We start from the raw sequence: 19,315 nt of genomic DNA, 5'->3' as shown, positions 1-19,315 counted from the left end.
AAGATTTATACCCGTAACCCGTTCCGATTTTTTATAATAATGCAGGGCATTTTATAACTAGCACTTCAAATAAGAGTTTGAGGTTTAGAGAAGTAAACCGAGGTAAGCGCGATGATTTAACTCTTTTGGAAGCAATTTTTGAAAGATGGAGATTATGAAAATCTAAAATCAATTTTTAACAGCAGTAAATCAATAGTAAAAACTATGATGAATAATAGAAACAATAAAGATAAGAATCCAGTAAAAAGATTTAACAAAATCTCTATTGGATTGGCTTCACCAGAATCTATCTTGAAAGAATCAAGAGGAGAGGTTTTAAAGCCAGAAACAATCAACTATAGAACTCATAAACCAGAGCGTGACGGACTTTTCTGCGAAAGAATCTTCGGACCAGTAAAAGATTTCGAATGTGCTTGTGGTAAGTATAAAAGAATTCGTTACAAAGGTATCATCTGTGACCGTTGTGGTGTTGAAGTTACAGAGAAAAAAGTACGTCGTGATAGAGTAGGACACATCAACCTTGTTGTGCCAATTGCTCACATCTGGTACTTCCGTTCTCTTCCAAACAAAATTGGTTATATCCTTGGTCTTCCATCTAAGAAATTAGATATGATTATTTACTATGAAAGATACGTAGTAATTCAGCCAGGTATCGCTAAAAATGCAGATGGAGAATCATTACAAAGATTAGATTTCTTAACTGAAGAAGAATACTTAAACATTTTAGATACTCTTCCGCAAGAAAATCAATATTTAGATGATTTAGATCCAAATAAATTTGTTGCCAAAATGGGAGCAGAGTGTATTATGGATTTATTAGCTCGTATTGACCTAGATGCTTTATCTTATGAATTAAGACACAGTGCTAACAACGAGACATCTAAACAAAGAAAAACTGAGGCTTTAAAAAGATTACAAGTTGTTGAATCTTTCCGTGAGTCTAACGAAAACCGTGAAAACCGTCCAGAATGGATGATTATGAAAGTGGTTCCAGTTATTCCACCAGAATTACGTCCGCTTGTGCCACTTGATGGAGGTCGTTTTGCAACTTCAGATTTGAACGACTTATACCGTCGTGTAATCATCCGTAACAACCGTTTGAAAAGATTAATGGAGATTAAAGCTCCAGAAGTTATCTTAAGAAACGAGAAACGTATGTTGCAAGAATCTGTAGATTCATTATTCGATAACACTCGTAAAGCTTCTGCTGTTAAAACAGAATCTAACAGACCATTAAAATCATTATCTGACTCATTAAAAGGTAAACAAGGACGTTTCCGTCAAAACCTTTTAGGAAAACGTGTGGATTATTCTGCTCGTTCGGTAATCGTCGTTGGTCCAGAGTTAAAATTATATGAGTGCGGATTGCCAAAAGATATGGCTTCTGAGTTATACAAACCATTCGTTATCCGTAAATTGATCGAAAGAGGTATTGTTAAAACAGTAAAATCTGCTAAGAAAATCATTGACAAAAAAGAGCCTGTAGTTTGGGATATCCTTGAAAATGTAATTAAAGGACACCCAGTATTACTGAACCGTGCTCCTACTTTGCACAGACTTGGTATTCAGGCTTTCCAACCAAAATTAATTGAAGGAAAAGCGATCCAGTTACACCCATTAGTATGTACGGCATTCAACGCCGATTTCGATGGTGACCAGATGGCGGTTCACCTGCCATTAGGGCCAGAAGCTATCTTAGAGGCACAATTATTAATGTTGGCTTCTCACAATATATTGAACCCTGCAAATGGTGCTCCAATTACTGTACCTTCTCAGGACATGGTCTTGGGTCTATACTATATGACCAAAGAGCGTATTTCTACAGAAGATCACAAAATTATCGGTCAGGATTTAACTTTTTATTCTGCTGAAGAAGTAAATATTGCATTAAACGAAGGAAGATTAGAATTGAATGCTCGTGTGAAAATTAGAGCTAAAGATTTTAATGATAACGGAGAGTTAGTGTACAAAATCATCCAGACAACTGCAGGACGTGTATTATTTAACGAAGTAGTACCAGAAGCAGCTGGATATATAAATGACGTATTGACTAAGAAAAACCTTAGAGATATTATCGGACACATTTTAAGTGTGACTGATGTACCTACAACGGCAGCTTTCTTGGATAATATGAAAGATATGGGGTATAAATTCGCATTTAGAGGAGGTTTATCATTCTCTTTAGGTGATATTAGAATTCCAGAACAAAAAACTAAGTTAATTGCAGATGCCAGAGAGCAAGTTGAAGGTATCTCAACTAACTATAACATGGGTCTTATCACAAATAACGAGCGTTACAACCAAGTTATTGACGTATGGACTTCAGCAAATGCTCAGTTAACAGAGTTAGCAATGAAAAATATTAGAGAAGACCAGCAAGGTTTCAACTCTGTATATATGATGCTTGACTCTGGGGCGAGGGGTTCTAAGGAGCAGATTCGTCAGTTAACTGGTATGCGTGGTTTGATGGCTAAGCCTAAAAAATCTACTGCTGGTGGTGGTGAGATTATTGAAAACCCGATTCTTTCTAACTTTAAGGAAGGTCTTTCGATTCTTGAGTACTTCATTTCTACTCACGGTGCTCGTAAAGGTCTTGCGGATACGGCTCTTAAAACAGCCGATGCTGGTTACTTGACAAGAAGGCTTCATGACGTTTCTCAAGATGTTATTGTTAACATCGAGGATTGTGGAACTTTAAGAGGTGTTGAAGTTGCTGCCTTGAAGAAAAATGAGGAAATCGTTGAATCTTTAGGTGAGAGAATCTTAGGACGTGTTGCATTACAAGACGTTATCAATCCTCTTACTAACGAGATCATGGTTAGATCTGGAGAGCAAATCACTGAATCAATTGTTAAGACTATCGAAGCGTCTCCAATTGAGAAAGTTGAAGTTAGATCTCCATTAACTTGTGAAGCTTTAAAAGGTATTTGTGCGAAATGTTACGGTAGAAACTTAGCTACTGGTAAGATGACACAAAGAGGTGAAGCTGTCGGAGTTATTGCAGCTCAGTCTATTGGGGAGCCAGGTACACAGTTAACACTTCGTACGTTCCACGTTGGAGGGGTTGCTGGAGGTATCTCTGAAGAGTCTAGTATTGTTACAAGATTCAACGGTAGACTTGAAATCGAAGATTTAAAAACAGTTAAAGGTGAAGATAGTGAAGGTAACGAAGTTGATATCGTTGTATCACGTTCTACTGAGTTGAAATTAATTGACGAAGGAACCGGAATTGTTTTAAATACGCATAACATTCCTTACGGATCTAGTATTTTTGTAAATGATGGAGATGTAGTTACTAAAGGAACTGTAATCTGTAAATGGGATCCATATAACGGTGTAATTGTTTCTGAGTTTACGGGTAAGATTGCTTACGAAGATTTAGAACAAGGACAATCGTACATGGTTGAAATCGATGAGCAGACTGGTTTCCAAGAAAAAGTAATTTCTGAGGCTAGAAACAAAAAATTAATCCCAACTTTATTAGTTTATGGTAAAGAAGGTGAATTGATTCGTTCATACAACTTACCAGTAGGTGCGCACTTAATGGTTGAAAATGGTGAGAAAATTAAAGCAGGTAAAGTATTAGTAAAAATCCCACGTCGTTCTTCTAAAGCGGGCGATATCACGGGAGGTTTACCAAGAATTACTGAGCTTCTTGAGGCTCGTAACCCTTCAAACCCAGCAGTTGTATCTGAAATTGATGGTGTTGTATCATTCGGTAAAATTAAGAGAGGTAACCGTGAGATTGTTATCGAGTCTAAATTTGGTGAGGTTAAAAAGTATCTAGTGAAACTTTCAAGCCAAATCTTAGTACAAGAAAATGACTTCGTAAGAGCGGGAGTTCCATTGTCTGATGGTGCAATTACACCAGATGATATCTTAAGAATTCAAGGTCCGGCTGCTGTTCAACAGTACTTGGTAAATGAAATTCAAGAGGTTTACCGTTTACAAGGGGTAAAAATCAATGACAAACACTTCGAGGTTGTAATTCGTCAAATGATGCGTAAAGTTAAAGTTGAAGATCCAGGAGATACTCTATTCTTAGAAGATCAATTGATCCACACTAAAGACTTTATCCTTCAAAATGATAAATTATATGGTATGAAAGTGGTTGAAGATGCTGGAGATTCTTCAGTATTAAAACCAGGTCAAATCATTACGCCTCGTGAGTTACGTGATGAAAATTCATTATTGAAACGTACAGATAAAAATCTTGTTGTAGCAAGGGATGTAATTACTGCAACTGCAACGCCAGTTCTACAAGGTATTACAAGAGCTTCGTTACAAACTAAATCATTCATTTCTGCGGCTTCATTCCAGGAGACAACGAAAGTACTTAACGAAGCTGCAGTAGCTGGTAAAGTAGATGATCTAGAAGGATTAAAAGAAAACGTAATCGTTGGACACAGAATCCCTGCCGGAACTGGTATGAGAGAATACGATAACACAATCGTAGGATCTAAAGATGATTACAATGAAATGATGGCTAATAAAGAAGAATACATTTATTAATTAGGAAACTATGAGTAATCCGAAACAACAACAAGAGCAAATTAATATTGAGCTAGACGAAACTGTCGCAGAAGGAATTTATTCTAATCTTGCGATTATTAATCACTCATCATCTGAGTTTGTTTTAGATTTTGTGAGCATTATGCCAGGTATTCCTAAGGCCAAGGTAAAGTCAAGAATTGTCTTGACACCACAACATGCTAAAAGATTATTGAGAGCAATAGGTGAAAACATCCACAGATTTGAGGCCGCTCATGGCGAAATCAAAGAAACGGAACAAGCACCAATTCCGCTTAATTTTGGTCCAGCTGGACAAGCATAAATTTTAAAAGCCCCTTTTTTAAGGGGCTTTTTTTATGGTTAATGAATAAAAAGTGCAGTTCATCGGATTTAATTTATTTTAGTCGACTAAGTTTCTTCTCTAATCAATATTGTTTTAACTTTCTATAACCTAAAAAGATTGAATTTTGAAATAGAATGACTTAGTAAAGGTTAATTTAATTCAAATTATAAAAAAGCGCTAATTTAATATTAGCGCTTTTTTTATTCTGATTTTTTTTCTATTCTTCCCAACCTTTCGATGCAAAATGTACTCTATATAAGTAAATAGTCTGTGAAAGATTTTAACTTAAAAAGAGACATGATGAAAAAGAAATTCACCTTAGAAATAGCAAATCCTTGTTCTGAAAATTTTGATAAAATGATTCCAAATTCAGAGGGCTCATTTTGTAATTCATGTATGAAGAATGTAATTGATTTGAGCAAGAAAACGAATTCAGAAGTTGCTAAATTCATTACTGAAAATAATGATAAATCTATTTGTGCAAGGCTGAAAACAACACAATTGGAAGAACAGTTTGAATACAATGAAACTTCTAAAATCAATACTTTGAAATATGCTGCAGTTGCTGCATCTGTATTATTGGCATCAAATGTTTCAGCGCAAGAAAAAGAACCTGTTAAAACAGAAATAAACTGTCTGAAGCCCAACAATACTTATAAAGTAGGCAAAGTAGATTATAATCACGCTTCAAATGCTGAAATTTCTATAATTATAAAAGGAAAATTGTTGGAATCAAAAACAAACAAACCTTTTAATAGAGAAGTCTATCCTAATTTGATGCTTGCCGTTGACGGTGCACAAAATCCGGTGAAAGTAAATCCTAAAACAGGTGAATTTTCTATAGCGGCCAAGGTTTTGAAGAATAGTAAAACACTAATGGTAACAATTACAGCAAATGATTATTATTTGTCAAAAGAAATAGCCTTTGATGTACAGTCTGCTAAAAATAACGTTTTGATAAAAAATATAATTATTGCTTCTAATGAGCTTAACAAAATTTATATCGCGGGCGGATTAGGAATTAACTACACAAAATAATCATCAAAATTACATATTGGGGAATGTAAATGAAAAAGGCTGTCTAAATAAATTGACAGCCTTTCTTATATTTTTAATCTAAAGTAAATTAATCAAACTCAGAGGTAAAGTATAATTTCACGGTTGGATATTTACTTTGCGTCATTTGAATAGTAAAATCAGAATCAGCTAAGAATACTAATTGTCCGTATTTATCATGAGCCAAGAATTTTTGTTTAATACGTTTAAACTCTTTAAATTCCTCATTTTTAGCGTCATCAGGTTTAACCCAGCAAGCTTTATGCACTGGGAAGTTTTCGTAAGTACATTTAGCTCCATATTCATGCTCTAAACGATATTGAATAACCTCATATTGAAGCGCTCCAACCGTTCCGATAACTTTACGATTGTTCATTTCTAAAGTAAACAACTGAGCAACTCCTTCATCCATTAATTGGTCAACTCCTTTTTCCAATTGTTTCGCTTTCATAGGATCAGCATTATTGATGTATCTAAAATGCTCAGGAGAGAAACTTGGAATACCTTTAAAACTCATGATTTCGCCTTCAGTTAAAGTATCACCAATTTTAAAGTTTCCAGTATCGTGTAAACCCACAATATCACCAGGATAAGAAATATCTACAATTTCTTTTTTCTCAGCAAAAAATGCATTCGGACTAGAAAATTTTAGATTTTTCTTTTGGCGAACGTGGTAGTAAGGTTTATTTCTTTCGAAAGTTCCAGAAACGATTTTGATAAATGCTAAACGGTCACGGTGTTTTGGATCCATGTTAGCGTGGATTTTGAAAACAAATCCAGTCATCTTCTCTTCTGTAGGCTCAACTGTACGAGTTTCAGAATCTTTTGCTCTTGGAGATGGAGCGATTGTAATGAAACAATCCAATAGTTCACGAACTCCAAAGTTATTCAAAGCAGAACCAAAGAACACTGGCTGGATTTTTCCATCTAAATAATCTTGGCGTTCAAATCTTGGGTAAACCTCATCAATTAGTTCTAATTCTTCTCGAAGTTTATTAGCAGCTTTTTCTCCCACAATTTTATCTAGTTCAGGATTGTTCTGTACATCAGAAAAAGCAATTGTTTCTTCGATATTTTTACGGCTATCTCCGCTGAAAAGGTTAATGTTTTCTTCCCATAAATTATAAATTCCTTGGAAATCATAACCCATTCCGATTGGGAAACTTAAAGGTGTTACTTTCAATCCTAATTTTTGTTCAACCTCATCCATTAGATCGAAAGCATCTTTACCTTCACGGTCTAATTTATTGATGAAAACAATCATTGGAATGTTACGCATTCTACAAACAGCAACCAATTTTTCTGTTTGCTCCTCAACCCCTTTTGCGACGTCAATTACAACAATTACACTATCAACAGCGGTTAAAGTTCTAAAGGTGTCTTCTGCAAAATCCTTGTGTCCAGGAGTATCAAGGATATTGATTTTTTTATCTTTATAATTAAAAGCAAGCACAGAAGTCGAAACCGAGATACCTCTCTGACGCTCGATTTCCATAAAGTCACTCGTTGCTCCTTTTTTAATTTTATTGTTTTTTACCGCTCCAGCTTCCTGAATAGCACCTCCAAACAACAGTAATTTTTCAGTTAAAGTTGTTTTACCGGCATCAGGGTGCGAGATAATTCCAAATGTTCTTCTGCGTTGTATTTCTTTTAAAAAGCTCATATTTCGTATAAATAGGTTGCAAAAGTACTATTAAATACGGCTTTATGAAAATATTCAGTTCGTAAATTTGGAAGTCTTTATTATTAGAAGGTTTTTTAGAAAAAAATAAGGCTGTTTTGCAACAGCCTTAAATAGTCATTTTAAATTACTGATTAATTGACCAAATTGAATATCCTTTTGGAGGACATTGTATTTTTACCCATTTATCGGCTTGAGTTGTCGGATACCAAGATGAGTTTCCTGTGAAATCTTTAATTTGAGTATTAGCCCAATTCGTTTGAATCCATCTTTCTTGCCAAACATCTGAGTTGTTGATATAAACTACCAATCCTGGATTTCCGTTGTACCCGTTTCTTCTTGCCACATATTCGTCATTATCAGAATATAAGATAGAAGTTGTTCCTGTTGCTTTATTGTTATGAATCCAAATCAGATTATTCAGTTTGTTTTTGTCCAGCCATTCTTCATAATCTCTATAGAAAATGGTTGGATAACCTTCGTGAGTTAATATATAGGAGTAAGCTAACATTTTGCTCCAAATTTCATCGGTATCATGATTGGTTACAAAAGTTACTGCTTTGTACGGATTACGTTTCCACATCATGTCATCATTCAAAAGGGCAAGGTTGTTTCCGTCAAAAGCATCGTTCATTTTATAGTAGCATGCGAAATCAAAAACAGAACTGTTTGCGTTATTAGCCCACCATTCAAGCGTATTTACGTTAGAGTCCCAATATTCTCCAACAGAGAACCCGCCTACGTTGGCATTCCAAGCATTTACAACCCATGGGCCAAATCCTTTTACATAGTCAAATCTCCAGCCGTCAAACTTCATAGTGTTTTTATAATATTTCCCAACTCCATCTGTTCTTAACCACAGCCAGTCTTTTACATTTTGAGCGGCATGGCATAAATCAGGGAATCCACCAAAGGAACCTTCGTCATTATTTCCGAAGCTGTTTTTGTAAAAATCATTATAAGTTCGTTTGAATTTTCCAGAGGCGATTCCAGTAAAATTAGTCCATGTATTTGTACCAGTAAACGGATTTGCTTCAGATTGTCCGCCGCTGTTATGATTGATAACGATATCTGCATAAACTTTGATGTTTTCGTTGTGAGCAGCCGTAATTAAATTTACTAATTCAGTTTTTGATCCAAATCTGGTTTCGATACTTCCGTTCTGATTGTAATCTCCAAAATCAAAGTAATCTGTTGGATCATATCCCATGGAAAATGCTCCATTTTGTGCTTTAGAAGCAGGCGGAAGCCAAATAGAGCCAATTCCAGCGTTACCCCATGCGGTTACTTTGCTGCTTACGGTATTCCACCAAGTTCCTCCAGAGGGCACATCCCAATAAAAAGCCTGCATCATAACACCTCCACCAGGACTATCAACATATTTTCCTGTTGAAGAAGAATTGGAAGTTCCTGTGCTAAAAGGTTTTCCGTCATGATGTGTAACATCAATAATTTTAAATTTCTGACTCTCAGCTTTTGAGTCAGATTCGTTCATTTCGTTCTGTGAACACGAATACAGCAGTCCAGTAAATGCCGTAATAAGGCATAATTTTAAAATAGGTTTTTTCATAATAGATGTGGTTAAGTTAAATAGTAAGTTTTGTAATTGTCAAATTTTGAGCTTAAAAAAGCAAATATTGTTATTTTTTAACACCCTAAAATGATAATTACGCATCTAAAGTAATTTTTTTTTGATTTAATTTTAATTTGTAAGAAAATTGTTTGTCACGAAAACGTTGTAGTGTTGAGAACTTTTTCTAGGGACTACAATTTAGGGGGTTATTGATCAATAAAAATCAATTTTTAAAATCAAATCATAAAAAATTGTGTTTCATAGAATTAGAAAAAAAGAAATGTACATGTCTGTATGCTGATGTAGAACTATCCTATAATTTTTTGTTAATAGTATATCGGATAGTTGGATTATGTAATTGAATTGTTATTTTTGTTCGTTATAAGTTACGAAAGAACTATACTTTAATTATTTATGTTAATGATCAACATCAATAATTTCTGAGGGAACATCTAATATAGACTTAAATTCAAATAAAATTTAAAATAATGTTATTAAAAAAATTACAGCTAAAAACAATTGATTTCAGGTTTGCACTAACAATTTGTTTTTTTCTTTTTTTAACTCCAATAATTACAGCGCAAGAAGTTATTCCGGATGTTGTTGCTCAAAAACCAGCTGAAACTCCTTCTGGCGGAAAATTGAAAATCGATGGAATTATTGCGACAGTAGGAGATTATATTGTTTTAGATTCTGATATTGATAAAGGATTTTTAGAAATTACTGCTCAAGGCGGATCTATAAAAGATATTACAAGATGCCAAATGCTTGGTAAACTTTTAGAAGACAAATTATACGCTCACCAAGCCATTCAAGATAGTATTATTGTGAGTGATGCCGAAGTTAGAAGCATGATGGAAGAGCGTCTTAACTATATGACACAGCAAGTAGGTGACATTAATAAAGTAGTTGAATACTATAAAAAGAGCTCTGTAGAAGAATTTAAAACCTATTTTGCTGATATCTTAAAGGAGCAGAAATTGGCTTCTGAAATGAGAGATAAAATCATTAAAGATGTTGAGATTACTCCAGAGGAAGTTCGTAATTTCTTTAAGAAAATCCCAAAAGACGAATTGCCAACTTTTGGCGCTGAAATGGAAGTAGCACAAATTGTTGTGGAGCCTAAAATTTCTAAAGAAGACAAACAAAAAGTAATCGATAGATTAAACGCTATAAGAAAAGATGTTCTTGAAGGTTCTAGTTTTGCTACAAAAGCCGTTTTGTACTCTCAGGATCCAGGATCATCACCAAACGGTGGTTATTATAAAATGACAAGAAAAACACCTTTTGTGAAAGAGTTTAAAGATGTTGCGTTTAGTTTGCAGGCGGGAGAAATTTCGCAACCATTTGAGACAACTTTTGGTTTTCATATTATAATGGTGGAAAAAATTAAAGGACAAGAAGTTGAGCTTCGTCATATTTTGATTGCTCCAACAGTTTCAGAAGCTGCCTTAAAAGAAGCAAAAGAAAGAATTACCAATATTAGAAATAAAATTATCAATAAAGAAATAACTTTCGCTGAAGCGGCAAGAACCGAATCGGATGAAAAAGAAACTAGAGCAAACGGAGGAACATTAGTAAATCCAACAACACAAGATACTCGATTTGAGCTGACAAAAATGGATCCACAATTGTATAGCCAAGTTTCAAATTTAAAAGGAGATGAAATTTCTCAACCACTTTTAAACACAGACGATAAAGGTAAAAAAACGTATAAGTTAATTACAGTTACAAACAGAATTGACGAACACACTGCTGATTATGCTAAAGATTATACTAAAATTAAAGAATTAGCACTTAAAGAAAAGCAGATCAATGCCATTGCAAAATGGTTTGATACTAAAATTAAAGATACTTACATCAAAATCATTGGAGAGTATAAAGACTGTACTTTTGCAAACAACTGGTTAAAAAAATAAGTTTTAATAAATAAATAAAAAGAGTTAGTTTTATGATTTCATAGAATTAACTCTTTTTAATTTTAAATACATTCATAAATGTCTGACGTAACAGCAATTCACAATTTAGTTCAAAAAAGAAACGAATTAAAAAAAGAAATAGCGAAAATCATTGTAGGGCAGGACGCCGTTGTAGATCAAATTTTACTTTGTATATTTTCTGGAGGGCATGCGCTTTTAATTGGAGTGCCTGGTTTAGCAAAAACCTTAATGATAAATACTTTGTCTCAGGCTTTAGGGCTAGATTTTAAAAGAATTCAGTTTACGCCAGATTTGATGCCTTCTGATATTTTAGGAAGTGAAATTTTGGATGAAAATAGAAATTTCAAATTCATTAAAGGGCCAATTTTCTCTAATATTATTTTGGCAGATGAGATCAATAGAACGCCGCCAAAAACTCAGGCAGCATTGTTAGAAGCGATGCAAGAGAGGTCGGTAACTATTGCTGGGCAGCATCATAAATTAGATTTGCCTTATTTTGTTTTGGCAACTCAAAACCCAATTGAGCAAGAAGGAACTTATCCTTTGCCGGAAGCTCAGTTAGACCGTTTCATGTTTGCTATTAAATTAGAATACCCAACTTTTGAAGAAGAAGTTCAAGTAGTGAAGCGAACAACTTCTGATGTTAAAACAGAAATTAATCCGTTGTTTAATGCGCAGGAAATTATTGATTTCCAACATTTAATACGCAGAATTCCAGTCGCAGACAACGTTATAGAATATGCAGTGACTCTGGTAAGCAAAACTCGTCCAGACAATTCTTTGACCAATGATTTTGTGAAGAATTATTTAGATTGGGGAGCAGGGCCAAGAGCTTCGCAGAATTTAATTTTAGCAGCAAAAGCACACGCTGCATTCAACGGAAAATTTTCACCAGATATTGAAGATGTTCAGGCGGTGGCAACAGGAATTCTTCGTCATAGAATTATTAAAAATTATAAGGCCGATGCAGAAGGAATTACAGAAGAAACAATCATTAAAAAACTGATGTAATTACTGCGAAAAATATGTACGAAATCCCGATAAGTTATTGTCGGGATTTTTTGTTTTTGTTTGGAATTTAAAATCGATTGATGACGTTCAAACGACGTCAAAAAGATCAACTATAACGTTATAATTTTTTATTTAGAAAGATTCTTAGCGAAAACAGAGGTAAAAACTTACTTACTTTATAACATCGAATTTCGACTTTGTTAAAGAAAAGATTTTTAAATATTAATAATTCATTATTTTAATTCAAAATTGATTTTTTGGCAAAAACAAGCAGTGAAAATCGTTTTTTAGCAATAATAATTTTTGAAAAGCCTTGTTCTATTATATTTTTTTTAATTATCGGGTTTAATGCTTAAATTTGCCTCAAAAAAATAAATCCGCTTTTATTATGAGTATTTATCAGGATTACCTTCAAGAAATTGAAGAAAGAAAAAATCAAGGGTTACACCCTAAACCAATCGATGGAGCTGAATTATTAAGCGAAATCATTGCCCAAATTAAAGATGTTGATAACGCATACCGCGAAGATTCTCTTAAGTTTTTTATTTACAATACTTTACCAGGTACTACAAGTGCTGCCGGTGAAAAAGCTAAGTTCCTAAAAGAAATTATTTTAGGTCAATCTGTAGTTAAAGAAATTACTCCAGTTTTTGCTTTTGAATTATTATCACATATGAAGGGTGGACCTTCAATTGAAGTCTTATTGGATTTAGCTTTAGGAAACGATTCCGCAATCGCTAAACAAGCTGCAGATGTTCTTAAAACTCAAGTTTTCCTTTACGATGCAGACACAGATCGTTTGAAAGAAGCTTTCAAAAATGATAATGCAATTGCTAAAGAAATTCTAGAAAGCTATGCGAAAGCCGAATTCTTCACGAAACTTCCAGAAGTGGCTGAAGAAATTAAGGTTGTTACTTATATCGCTGGAGAAGGTGATATCTCTACGGATTTATTGTCTCCAGGAAACCAGGCTCACTCACGTTCAGATCGTGAGCTTCACGGAAAATGTATGATTACGCCTCAAGCGCAAGAAGAAATTCAAGCTTTACAGGCTAAGCATCCAGATGCAAGCGTGATGTTAATTGCTGAAAAAGGAACAATGGGAGTTGGTTCTTCTCGTATGTCAGGTGTAAACAACGTTGCACTTTGGACAGGAAAACAAGCTAGTCCATACGTTCCATTCGTAAATATTGCTCCAATTGTTGGAGGAACAAACGGTATTTCTCCAATTTTCCTTACTACGGTAGATGTAACAGGAGGAATCGGAATTGACCTTAAAAACTGGGTTAAAAAACTTGATGCAGACGGAAAACCTGTATTAAACGAAAATAATGAGCCAATTCTTGAGCAAGCATATTCTGTTGCTACAGGAACTGTTTTGACTATCAATACTCAAACAAAAAAACTTTATAATGGTGATCAAGAATTAATTGATATTTCAAGATCATTTACTCCTCAAAAGAAAGAGTTCATTAGAGCTGGAGGATCGTATGCAATTGTGTTCGGTAAAAAACTTCAAACTTTTGCGGCTAAAGTTTTAGATATTCAAGCTCCTGCAGTATTTGCTCCATCTAAAGAAATTTCTAATGAAGGACAAGGTTTAACTGCAGTAGAAAAAATCTTCAATAAAAATGCTGTAGGTATTGCACCAGGAAAAGTATTGCATGCTGGATCTGATGTTCGTGTAGAGGTAAACATTGTAGGTTCTCAGGATACTACTGGTCTTATGACTGCTCAAGAGTTAGAGTCTATGGCAGCTACAGTTATTTCTCCAATTGTTGATGGAGCTTACCAATCTGGTTGTCATACAGCTTCTGTTTGGGATAAAAAAGCTCAGGCAAACATTCCTAAATTGATGAAATTTATGAACAACTTCGGTCTAATCACGGCTCGTGACCCGAAAGGTGTTTATCATTCAATGACAGATGTAATTCATAAAGTGCTTAATGATATTACTGTAGACGAATGGGCTATCATTATTGGTGGTGACTCTCATACAAGAATGTCTAAAGGTGTTGCTTTTGGTGCTGACTCAGGAACGGTTGCTCTTGCTCTTGCTACTGGAGAAGCTTCTATGCCAATTCCAGAATCTGTAAAAGTGACTTTCGTTGGAGATATGAAAGAATACATGGATTTCCGTGATGTAGTTCACGCTACACAAGCTCAAATGCTTAAGAAATTCAATGGTGAGAACGTATTCCAAGGTAGAATTATCGAGGTTCATATCGGAACGCTTACAGCTGACCAAGCGTTTACATTTACAGACTGGACTGCAGAGATGAAAGCAAAAGCTTCTATCTGTATTTCTGAAGATGATACTTTGATCGAATCATTGGAAATTGCTAAAGGCAGAATCCAGATCATGATTGATAAAGGAATGGACAACGAAAGACAAGTTCTTCAAGGATTAATCAATAAAGCAGATAAGAGAATTGCAGAAATTAAATCTGGCGAAAAACCAGCTTTAACTCCAGATGCAAATGCTAAATATTATGCTGAAGTTGTAGTTGACTTGGATCAAATTGCTGAGCCAATGATCGCTGACCCAGACGTTAATAATAAAGACGTTTCTAAACGTTATACTCACGATACTATTAGACCATTATCTTTCTATGGTGGAGAGAAAAAAGTAGATCTTGGATTTATTGGTTCTTGCATGGTTCACAAAGGAGATATGAAAATTTTAGCTCAAATGTTGAAAAATGTTGAAGCACAACAAGGAAAAGTAGAATTTAATGCTCCTCTTGTAGTTGCTCCTCCAACTTACAATATTGTTGATGAGTTGAAAGCTGAAGGTGACTGGGAAGTTTTACAAAGATATTCAGGTTTTGAATTTGACGATAATGCTCCAAAATCGGCAGCGCGTACAGAATATGAAAATATGTTGTACTTAGAGCGTCCTGGATGTAACCTTTGTATGGGTAACCAAGAAAAAGCAGCTAAGGGTGATACAGTAATGGCAACATCTACACGTTTATTCCAAGGAAGAGTTGTAGAAGATGCTGACGGTAAAAAAGGAGAATCATTGCTTTCTTCTACACCAGTTGTTGTTCTTTCTACAATTTTAGGTAGAACTCCAACAATGGAAGAGTACACTGCTGCAGTAGATGGTATTAACTTAACGAAGTTTGCTCCATCTAACAAACAGTTAGTTATGTAATCTAGACATTATTTTAGAATATTTTAAAAGCCCGAGTCGTAAAACTCGGGCTTTTTTAGTAATAATTGTTCTATTTTTTGTAACTTGTCATGTTCAAAAAAGAATAATAAAAACAAAAAAATCTATGGCTTTTGATATCGAAATGATTAAAAAGGTGTACGAAAACATGCCAGCGCGAGTTGATAAAGCTCGTGAAATTGTTGGTCGTCCACTTACTTTAACAGAGAAAATTTTATACAATCACCTTTGGGATGGAAATCCGACTAAGGCGTTTGGAAGAGGAATTGATTATGTTGACTTTGCACCAGACCGTGTTGCTTGTCAAGATGCAACAGCACAAATGGCTTTACTGCAGTTTATGCATGCGGGTAAATCTAAAGTGGCAGTACCTACAACAGTTCACTGTGACCACTTGATTCAGGCAAAAGTTGATGCTGCAACCGATTTGGCAAGAGCAAAAACTCAAAGTAATGAGGTTTTTGATTTCTTATCGTCAGTTTCTAATAAATACGGAATCGGTTTCTGGAAACCAGGAGCTGGAATTATTCACCAAGTAGTGCTTGAAAATTATGCTTTCCCAGGCGGAATGATGATTGGTACCGATTCTCACACTGTAAATGCAGGAGGATTAGGAATGGTCGCTATTGGTGTTGGTGGAGCAGATGCTGTAGATGTTATGTCTGGAATGGCTTGGGAACTTAAATTTCCTAAACTAATTGGAGTTAAATTAACAGGTAAATTATCTGGCTGGACAGCTCCAAAAGATGTTATTCTTAAAGTTGCTGGTATTCTTACTGTAAAAGGAGGTACTGGAGCAATTGTAGAATATTTTGGAGAAGGTGCGAAAGCAATGTCTTGCACGGGTAAAGGAACTATTTGTAACATGGGGGCTGAAATTGGAGCTACAACTTCAACTTTTGGCTATGATGATTCAATGAGCCGTTACCTACGTTCTACAAATAGATCAGATGTTGCAGATGCTGCAGATAAAATAGCTTCTTATTTAACAGGAGATCCAGAAGTATATGCTAATCCAGAGCAATATTTTGATCAAGTAATTGAAATCAATTTATCTACATTAGAACCGCACTTAAATGGTCCTTTTACGCCAGATTTGGCTACTCCGATTTCTAAAATGAAAGAAGAAGCAATCAAAAATAATTGGCCGTTACAAGTTCAGTATGGTCTGATAGGTTCTTGTACAAACTCATCATACGAGGATATTTCTCGTGCTGCTTCTTTAGCAAAACAGGTTGCTGCTAAAAATTTAAAAACAAAAGCGAAATTTACTATTACGCCAGGTTCTGAAGTAGTGCGTTCTACAATTGAAAGAGACGGATTTATTGATACTTTTAATAAAATCAACGCTACAGTATTTGCAAATGCTTGCGGACCATGTATTGGTATGTGGGATAGAGAAGGGGCAGAGAAAGAAGAAAGAAATACTATTGTGCACTCTTTCAACCGTAACTTCTCAAAACGTGCGGACGGTAACCCCAATACTTTAGCCTTTGTAGGTTCTCCTGAATTGGTGACTGCTTTAGCTATTGCAGGTGATTTAGGGTTTAACCCATTAACGGATAAATTAATTAACGAAGATGGTGAAGAGGTAATGCTTGAAGAGCCAACAGGAGATGAACTTCCTGCTAAAGGTTTCTATGCTGAAGACCCAGGATTCCAAGCTCCGGCTGAAGATGGATCAAATGTTCAAGTTGTTGTTAATCCGACTTCAGAACGTTTGCAATTATTGGCTCCTTTTGATGCTTGGGATGGTAAGAATATTACAGGTGCCAAATTGTTAATCAAAGCATTCGGAAAATGTACGACCGATCATATTTCTATGGCTGGCCCATGGTTGCGTTTCCGTGGACATTTAGATAATATTTCTAATAATATGTTGATTGGTGCTGTGAATGCATATAACCAAAAAACAAACTCTGTAAAAAATCAATTAACGGGACAATATGATGCTGTTCCTGCGGTAGCTCGTGCGTACAAAGCTGCTGGAGTTCCGTCTATTGTAGTTGGAGATCATAATTACGGAGAAGGTTCTTCTCGTGAGCATGCTGCTATGGAGCCTCGTTTCTTAGGAGTTAAAGCGGTATTGGTGAAATCATTTGCTCGTATTCACGAAACTAACCTTAAAAAACAAGGCCTTTTAGGATTGACGTTTGCAAACGAAGCAGATTATGACAAGATACAAGAGGATGATACAATTAACTTCTTAGATTTAACAGAATTTGCTCCAGGAAAACCATTAACTCTTGAATTTGTTCATGCTGATGGTACAAAAGATATTATTTTGGCAAATCATACTTACAACGAAGGTCAGATTGGCTGGTTTGTAGCTGGCTCTGCATTGAATTTGATTGCTGCAGGAAAAGCTTAATATTTGTATTCAATTATATCAAAAAACGCCCTGTTTTTACAGGGCGTTTTTATTATTTATTAATTAATTTTAATTGAATTTGATCCCAAAGTTTTAATCCGATTTGGTTTTGTTGTTTCGAATTCATCAATTGAAATGCTATAAGTGTTTGCAGAAGGTGTTTTAGAATAATCGTTATAGGTATAACCTCCAATTATGTATAATTTGTCGTTGTAAAAATACATAGCAGAAAACTTTAATCCCAATTCAATTTTGTATTCTTTGAGTTGTCTTGTTTTTAATTGATATGTGTACATTTTTGTGTCTTCAAAAAAGTAAACAACATCATTATGGCAGGCTATTGCAGGTCTTTCTAATTCCGAAAATAATTCGCCTTCCGTCTCCCATTTTTGAGTAATTAAATTAAAGGTTTCAATTTTGGAAAGAGGTTGGCCGTTATTTCCTCCGATAAGATATATTTTGTCATCAATTAAAATTCCTGTAGTTTCTTTTGCTGTTGGCATATTGTCCAATTCGTACCAATAGCCCGAAGTAATGTTGTATAAGTGCGTTTTGTTGGTAAAAGTTTTTTTACCGCTTTCAGTCATTTTTTCAGAACCACCCATTATAATGATATTGTCCTTATAAGTAAAAGAAGCGAAATCTGCAGCTTGATGCGGATTTGTATTGTCAACTGTTATGGTTTGGCCGGCAAGGCTTAGCACTTCGATCTGATCTTGTAAATACTCAAACTTTCCATTTGCAGAAATTCTTTTCCCGCCTAAAACGTAAACTGAGTTATTATATAAATGTATATTGTGGTGTGCTCTTTTAATAAACTTTACAGGTGTAATTTCCCAGTTGTCATTTGAAATGTCATAAGTGCAAAAGTCTCCTTTATAAAACAGAAAAGTCGAATTTCTGCTTAATTCATTTTGAAAATCTTTTAAAGTGGGATCGGGTTTTTCTGTAGCAACTTTCTTCCATGAGTCAGCTTCATTCGATCCGTTTCCGCCAATGACATAAATTTTGCCATCATTTAAAAATGAGCCAAAAGAGAAGATTGGATATTTTAAAGGGTTTAATTTGTTAAAATCTAGCTTTGGTTTTAATTTAAGCTGATAATTGGCAGTAATCTTCAATTCAGATAAATCTTCTACTTCATTAGTCATAAAAATCCTGAAATTTGATTTTTTTAAATCTTTCAGATTTATTTTTATAGTGGTAAATCCAATATGAGTGAATTCTAAAATTTCATCATCTTTAAATTGGAAAAGCAGCTTTAAAGAGAATTTTCCGTTGCGATCTGTTGTAGTTCCCACTTTGCTTGATAGTGCGAAGACATTAATATTGTCAATAGGAAGGCTGTCTTTTTTTGAGATTACTTCGCCATTTATATTCTGCGAAATAGAAAAGAAAGGAATAAAGACTAAAAACAAGAGGATTGTTTTTGCCATTTCTTTTGGTTTTAGCATAAAAAAAACTTTTAAAAAATTGCCTCAAATGTAAAAAACTGCATTTCAAAAAGTTGGCTCAATTTCTATGCCGAGGCTGTTAATTTGAGGTAAAATAATTGTTAAAAATACAGGTTTTTTTACTTTAAAAAGTTAAATTCGCTTTTTAGGCAATATATTTGTTTTTTTTGAGTTGAGATTAATGTATAATATAAAA

At 34.6% G+C, this 19,315-nt stretch carries 10 protein-coding genes; 7 read left to right on the top strand and 3 right to left on the bottom strand.

Features of this window, described 5'->3' with window-relative positions:
* Positions 1 to 204: 204 nt before the first annotated feature.
* The 3 genes from rpoC to BB050_RS03185 all read left to right on the top strand — a co-directional run bounded on the left by rpoC (position 205) and on the right by BB050_RS03185 (position 5,893).
* On the top strand, positions 205 to 4,512 hold the full coding sequence (gene rpoC, locus BB050_RS03195) for a DNA-directed RNA polymerase subunit beta' (RefSeq protein WP_066035091.1): 4,308 nt from the start codon (positions 205 to 207) through the stop codon (positions 4,510 to 4,512).
* Between the two features lie 10 nt (positions 4,513 to 4,522).
* Entirely contained in the window at positions 4,523 to 4,834 is a 312-nt protein-coding gene (locus BB050_RS03190; protein ID WP_008466913.1) for a DUF3467 domain-containing protein, read from the top strand.
* 321 nt (positions 4,835 to 5,155) lie between these two features.
* The gene (locus BB050_RS03185) at positions 5,156 to 5,893 is read left to right on the top strand and encodes a hypothetical protein (RefSeq protein ID WP_066032586.1); all 738 of its coding nucleotides are present in this window, start codon (positions 5,156 to 5,158) and stop codon (positions 5,891 to 5,893) included.
* Positions 5,894 to 5,981: 88 nt separating this feature from the next.
* Here BB050_RS03185 and BB050_RS03180 read toward each other — a convergent pair whose 3' ends face one another.
* Positions 5,982 to 7,574 carry a peptide chain release factor 3 gene (locus tag BB050_RS03180; RefSeq protein WP_066032585.1) on the bottom strand — a complete coding sequence of 531 codons (1,593 nt, stop codon included), beginning with the start codon at positions 7,572 to 7,574 and terminating at the stop codon, positions 5,982 to 5,984.
* 145 nt (positions 7,575 to 7,719) lie between these two features.
* Positions 7,720 to 9,162, bottom strand: coding sequence for an alpha-amylase (locus tag BB050_RS03175; protein ID WP_066032584.1), 1,443 nt, complete (start codon positions 9,160 to 9,162; stop codon positions 7,720 to 7,722).
* 491 nt (positions 9,163 to 9,653) lie between these two features.
* Between BB050_RS03175 and BB050_RS03170 the strand changes: the two genes are divergently transcribed.
* The 4 genes from BB050_RS03170 to BB050_RS03155 all read left to right on the top strand — a co-directional run bounded on the left by BB050_RS03170 (position 9,654) and on the right by BB050_RS03155 (position 17,665).
* Positions 9,654 to 11,084 (top strand): peptidylprolyl isomerase, encoded by a 1,431-nt coding sequence (locus BB050_RS03170; RefSeq protein ID WP_008466908.1) that lies wholly within the window; start codon positions 9,654 to 9,656, stop codon positions 11,082 to 11,084.
* A gap of 78 nt (positions 11,085 to 11,162) precedes the next feature.
* Positions 11,163 to 12,116 carry an AAA family ATPase gene (locus tag BB050_RS03165; RefSeq protein WP_066032583.1) on the top strand — a complete coding sequence of 318 codons (954 nt, stop codon included), beginning with the start codon at positions 11,163 to 11,165 and terminating at the stop codon, positions 12,114 to 12,116.
* A 388-nt stretch (positions 12,117 to 12,504) separates the two neighbouring features.
* Positions 12,505 to 15,276, top strand: coding sequence for a bifunctional aconitate hydratase 2/2-methylisocitrate dehydratase (locus tag BB050_RS03160; RefSeq protein WP_066032582.1), 2,772 nt, complete (start codon positions 12,505 to 12,507; stop codon positions 15,274 to 15,276).
* A gap of 124 nt (positions 15,277 to 15,400) precedes the next feature.
* A complete protein-coding gene (locus BB050_RS03155; RefSeq protein WP_066032581.1) occupies positions 15,401 to 17,665 on the top strand; it encodes an aconitate hydratase in 2,265 nt (754 codons plus the stop codon).
* A gap of 59 nt (positions 17,666 to 17,724) precedes the next feature.
* Here the strand turns inward: BB050_RS03155 and BB050_RS03150 are convergent, their stop codons facing one another.
* Entirely contained in the window at positions 17,725 to 19,101 is a 1,377-nt protein-coding gene (locus BB050_RS03150; RefSeq protein ID WP_066035090.1) for a Kelch repeat-containing protein, read from the bottom strand.
* Positions 19,102 to 19,315: the final 214 nt, after the last annotated feature.

Source organism: Flavobacterium anhuiense (assembly GCF_001705175.1).
In the GTDB taxonomy this organism is placed as follows: domain Bacteria; phylum Bacteroidota; class Bacteroidia; order Flavobacteriales; family Flavobacteriaceae; genus Flavobacterium; species Flavobacterium anhuiense.
Note: the sequence above shows the minus strand (reverse complement) of the source record. Positions and strands in the feature narration are given on the sequence as shown.

Excerpts from the sequence above, each read along its gene's own strand:
- rpoC (WP_066035091.1), top strand. The coding sequence starts at position 205 with ATGATGAATAATAGAAACAATAAAGATAAGAATCCAGTAAAAAGATTT.
- BB050_RS03190 (WP_008466913.1), top strand. The coding sequence starts at position 4,523 with ATGAGTAATCCGAAACAACAACAAGAGCAAATTAATATTGAGCTAGAC.
- BB050_RS03185 (WP_066032586.1), top strand. The coding sequence starts at position 5,156 with ATGAAAAAGAAATTCACCTTAGAAATAGCAAATCCTTGTTCTGAAAAT.
- BB050_RS03180 (WP_066032585.1), bottom strand. The coding sequence starts at position 7,574 with ATGAGCTTTTTAAAAGAAATACAACGCAGAAGAACATTTGGAATTATC.
- BB050_RS03175 (WP_066032584.1), bottom strand. The coding sequence starts at position 9,162 with ATGAAAAAACCTATTTTAAAATTATGCCTTATTACGGCATTTACTGGA.
- BB050_RS03170 (WP_008466908.1), top strand. The coding sequence starts at position 9,654 with ATGTTATTAAAAAAATTACAGCTAAAAACAATTGATTTCAGGTTTGCA.
- BB050_RS03165 (WP_066032583.1), top strand. The coding sequence starts at position 11,163 with ATGTCTGACGTAACAGCAATTCACAATTTAGTTCAAAAAAGAAACGAA.
- BB050_RS03160 (WP_066032582.1), top strand. The coding sequence starts at position 12,505 with ATGAGTATTTATCAGGATTACCTTCAAGAAATTGAAGAAAGAAAAAAT.
- BB050_RS03155 (WP_066032581.1), top strand. The coding sequence starts at position 15,401 with ATGGCTTTTGATATCGAAATGATTAAAAAGGTGTACGAAAACATGCCA.
- BB050_RS03150 (WP_066035090.1), bottom strand. The coding sequence starts at position 19,101 with ATGGCAAAAACAATCCTCTTGTTTTTAGTCTTTATTCCTTTCTTTTCT.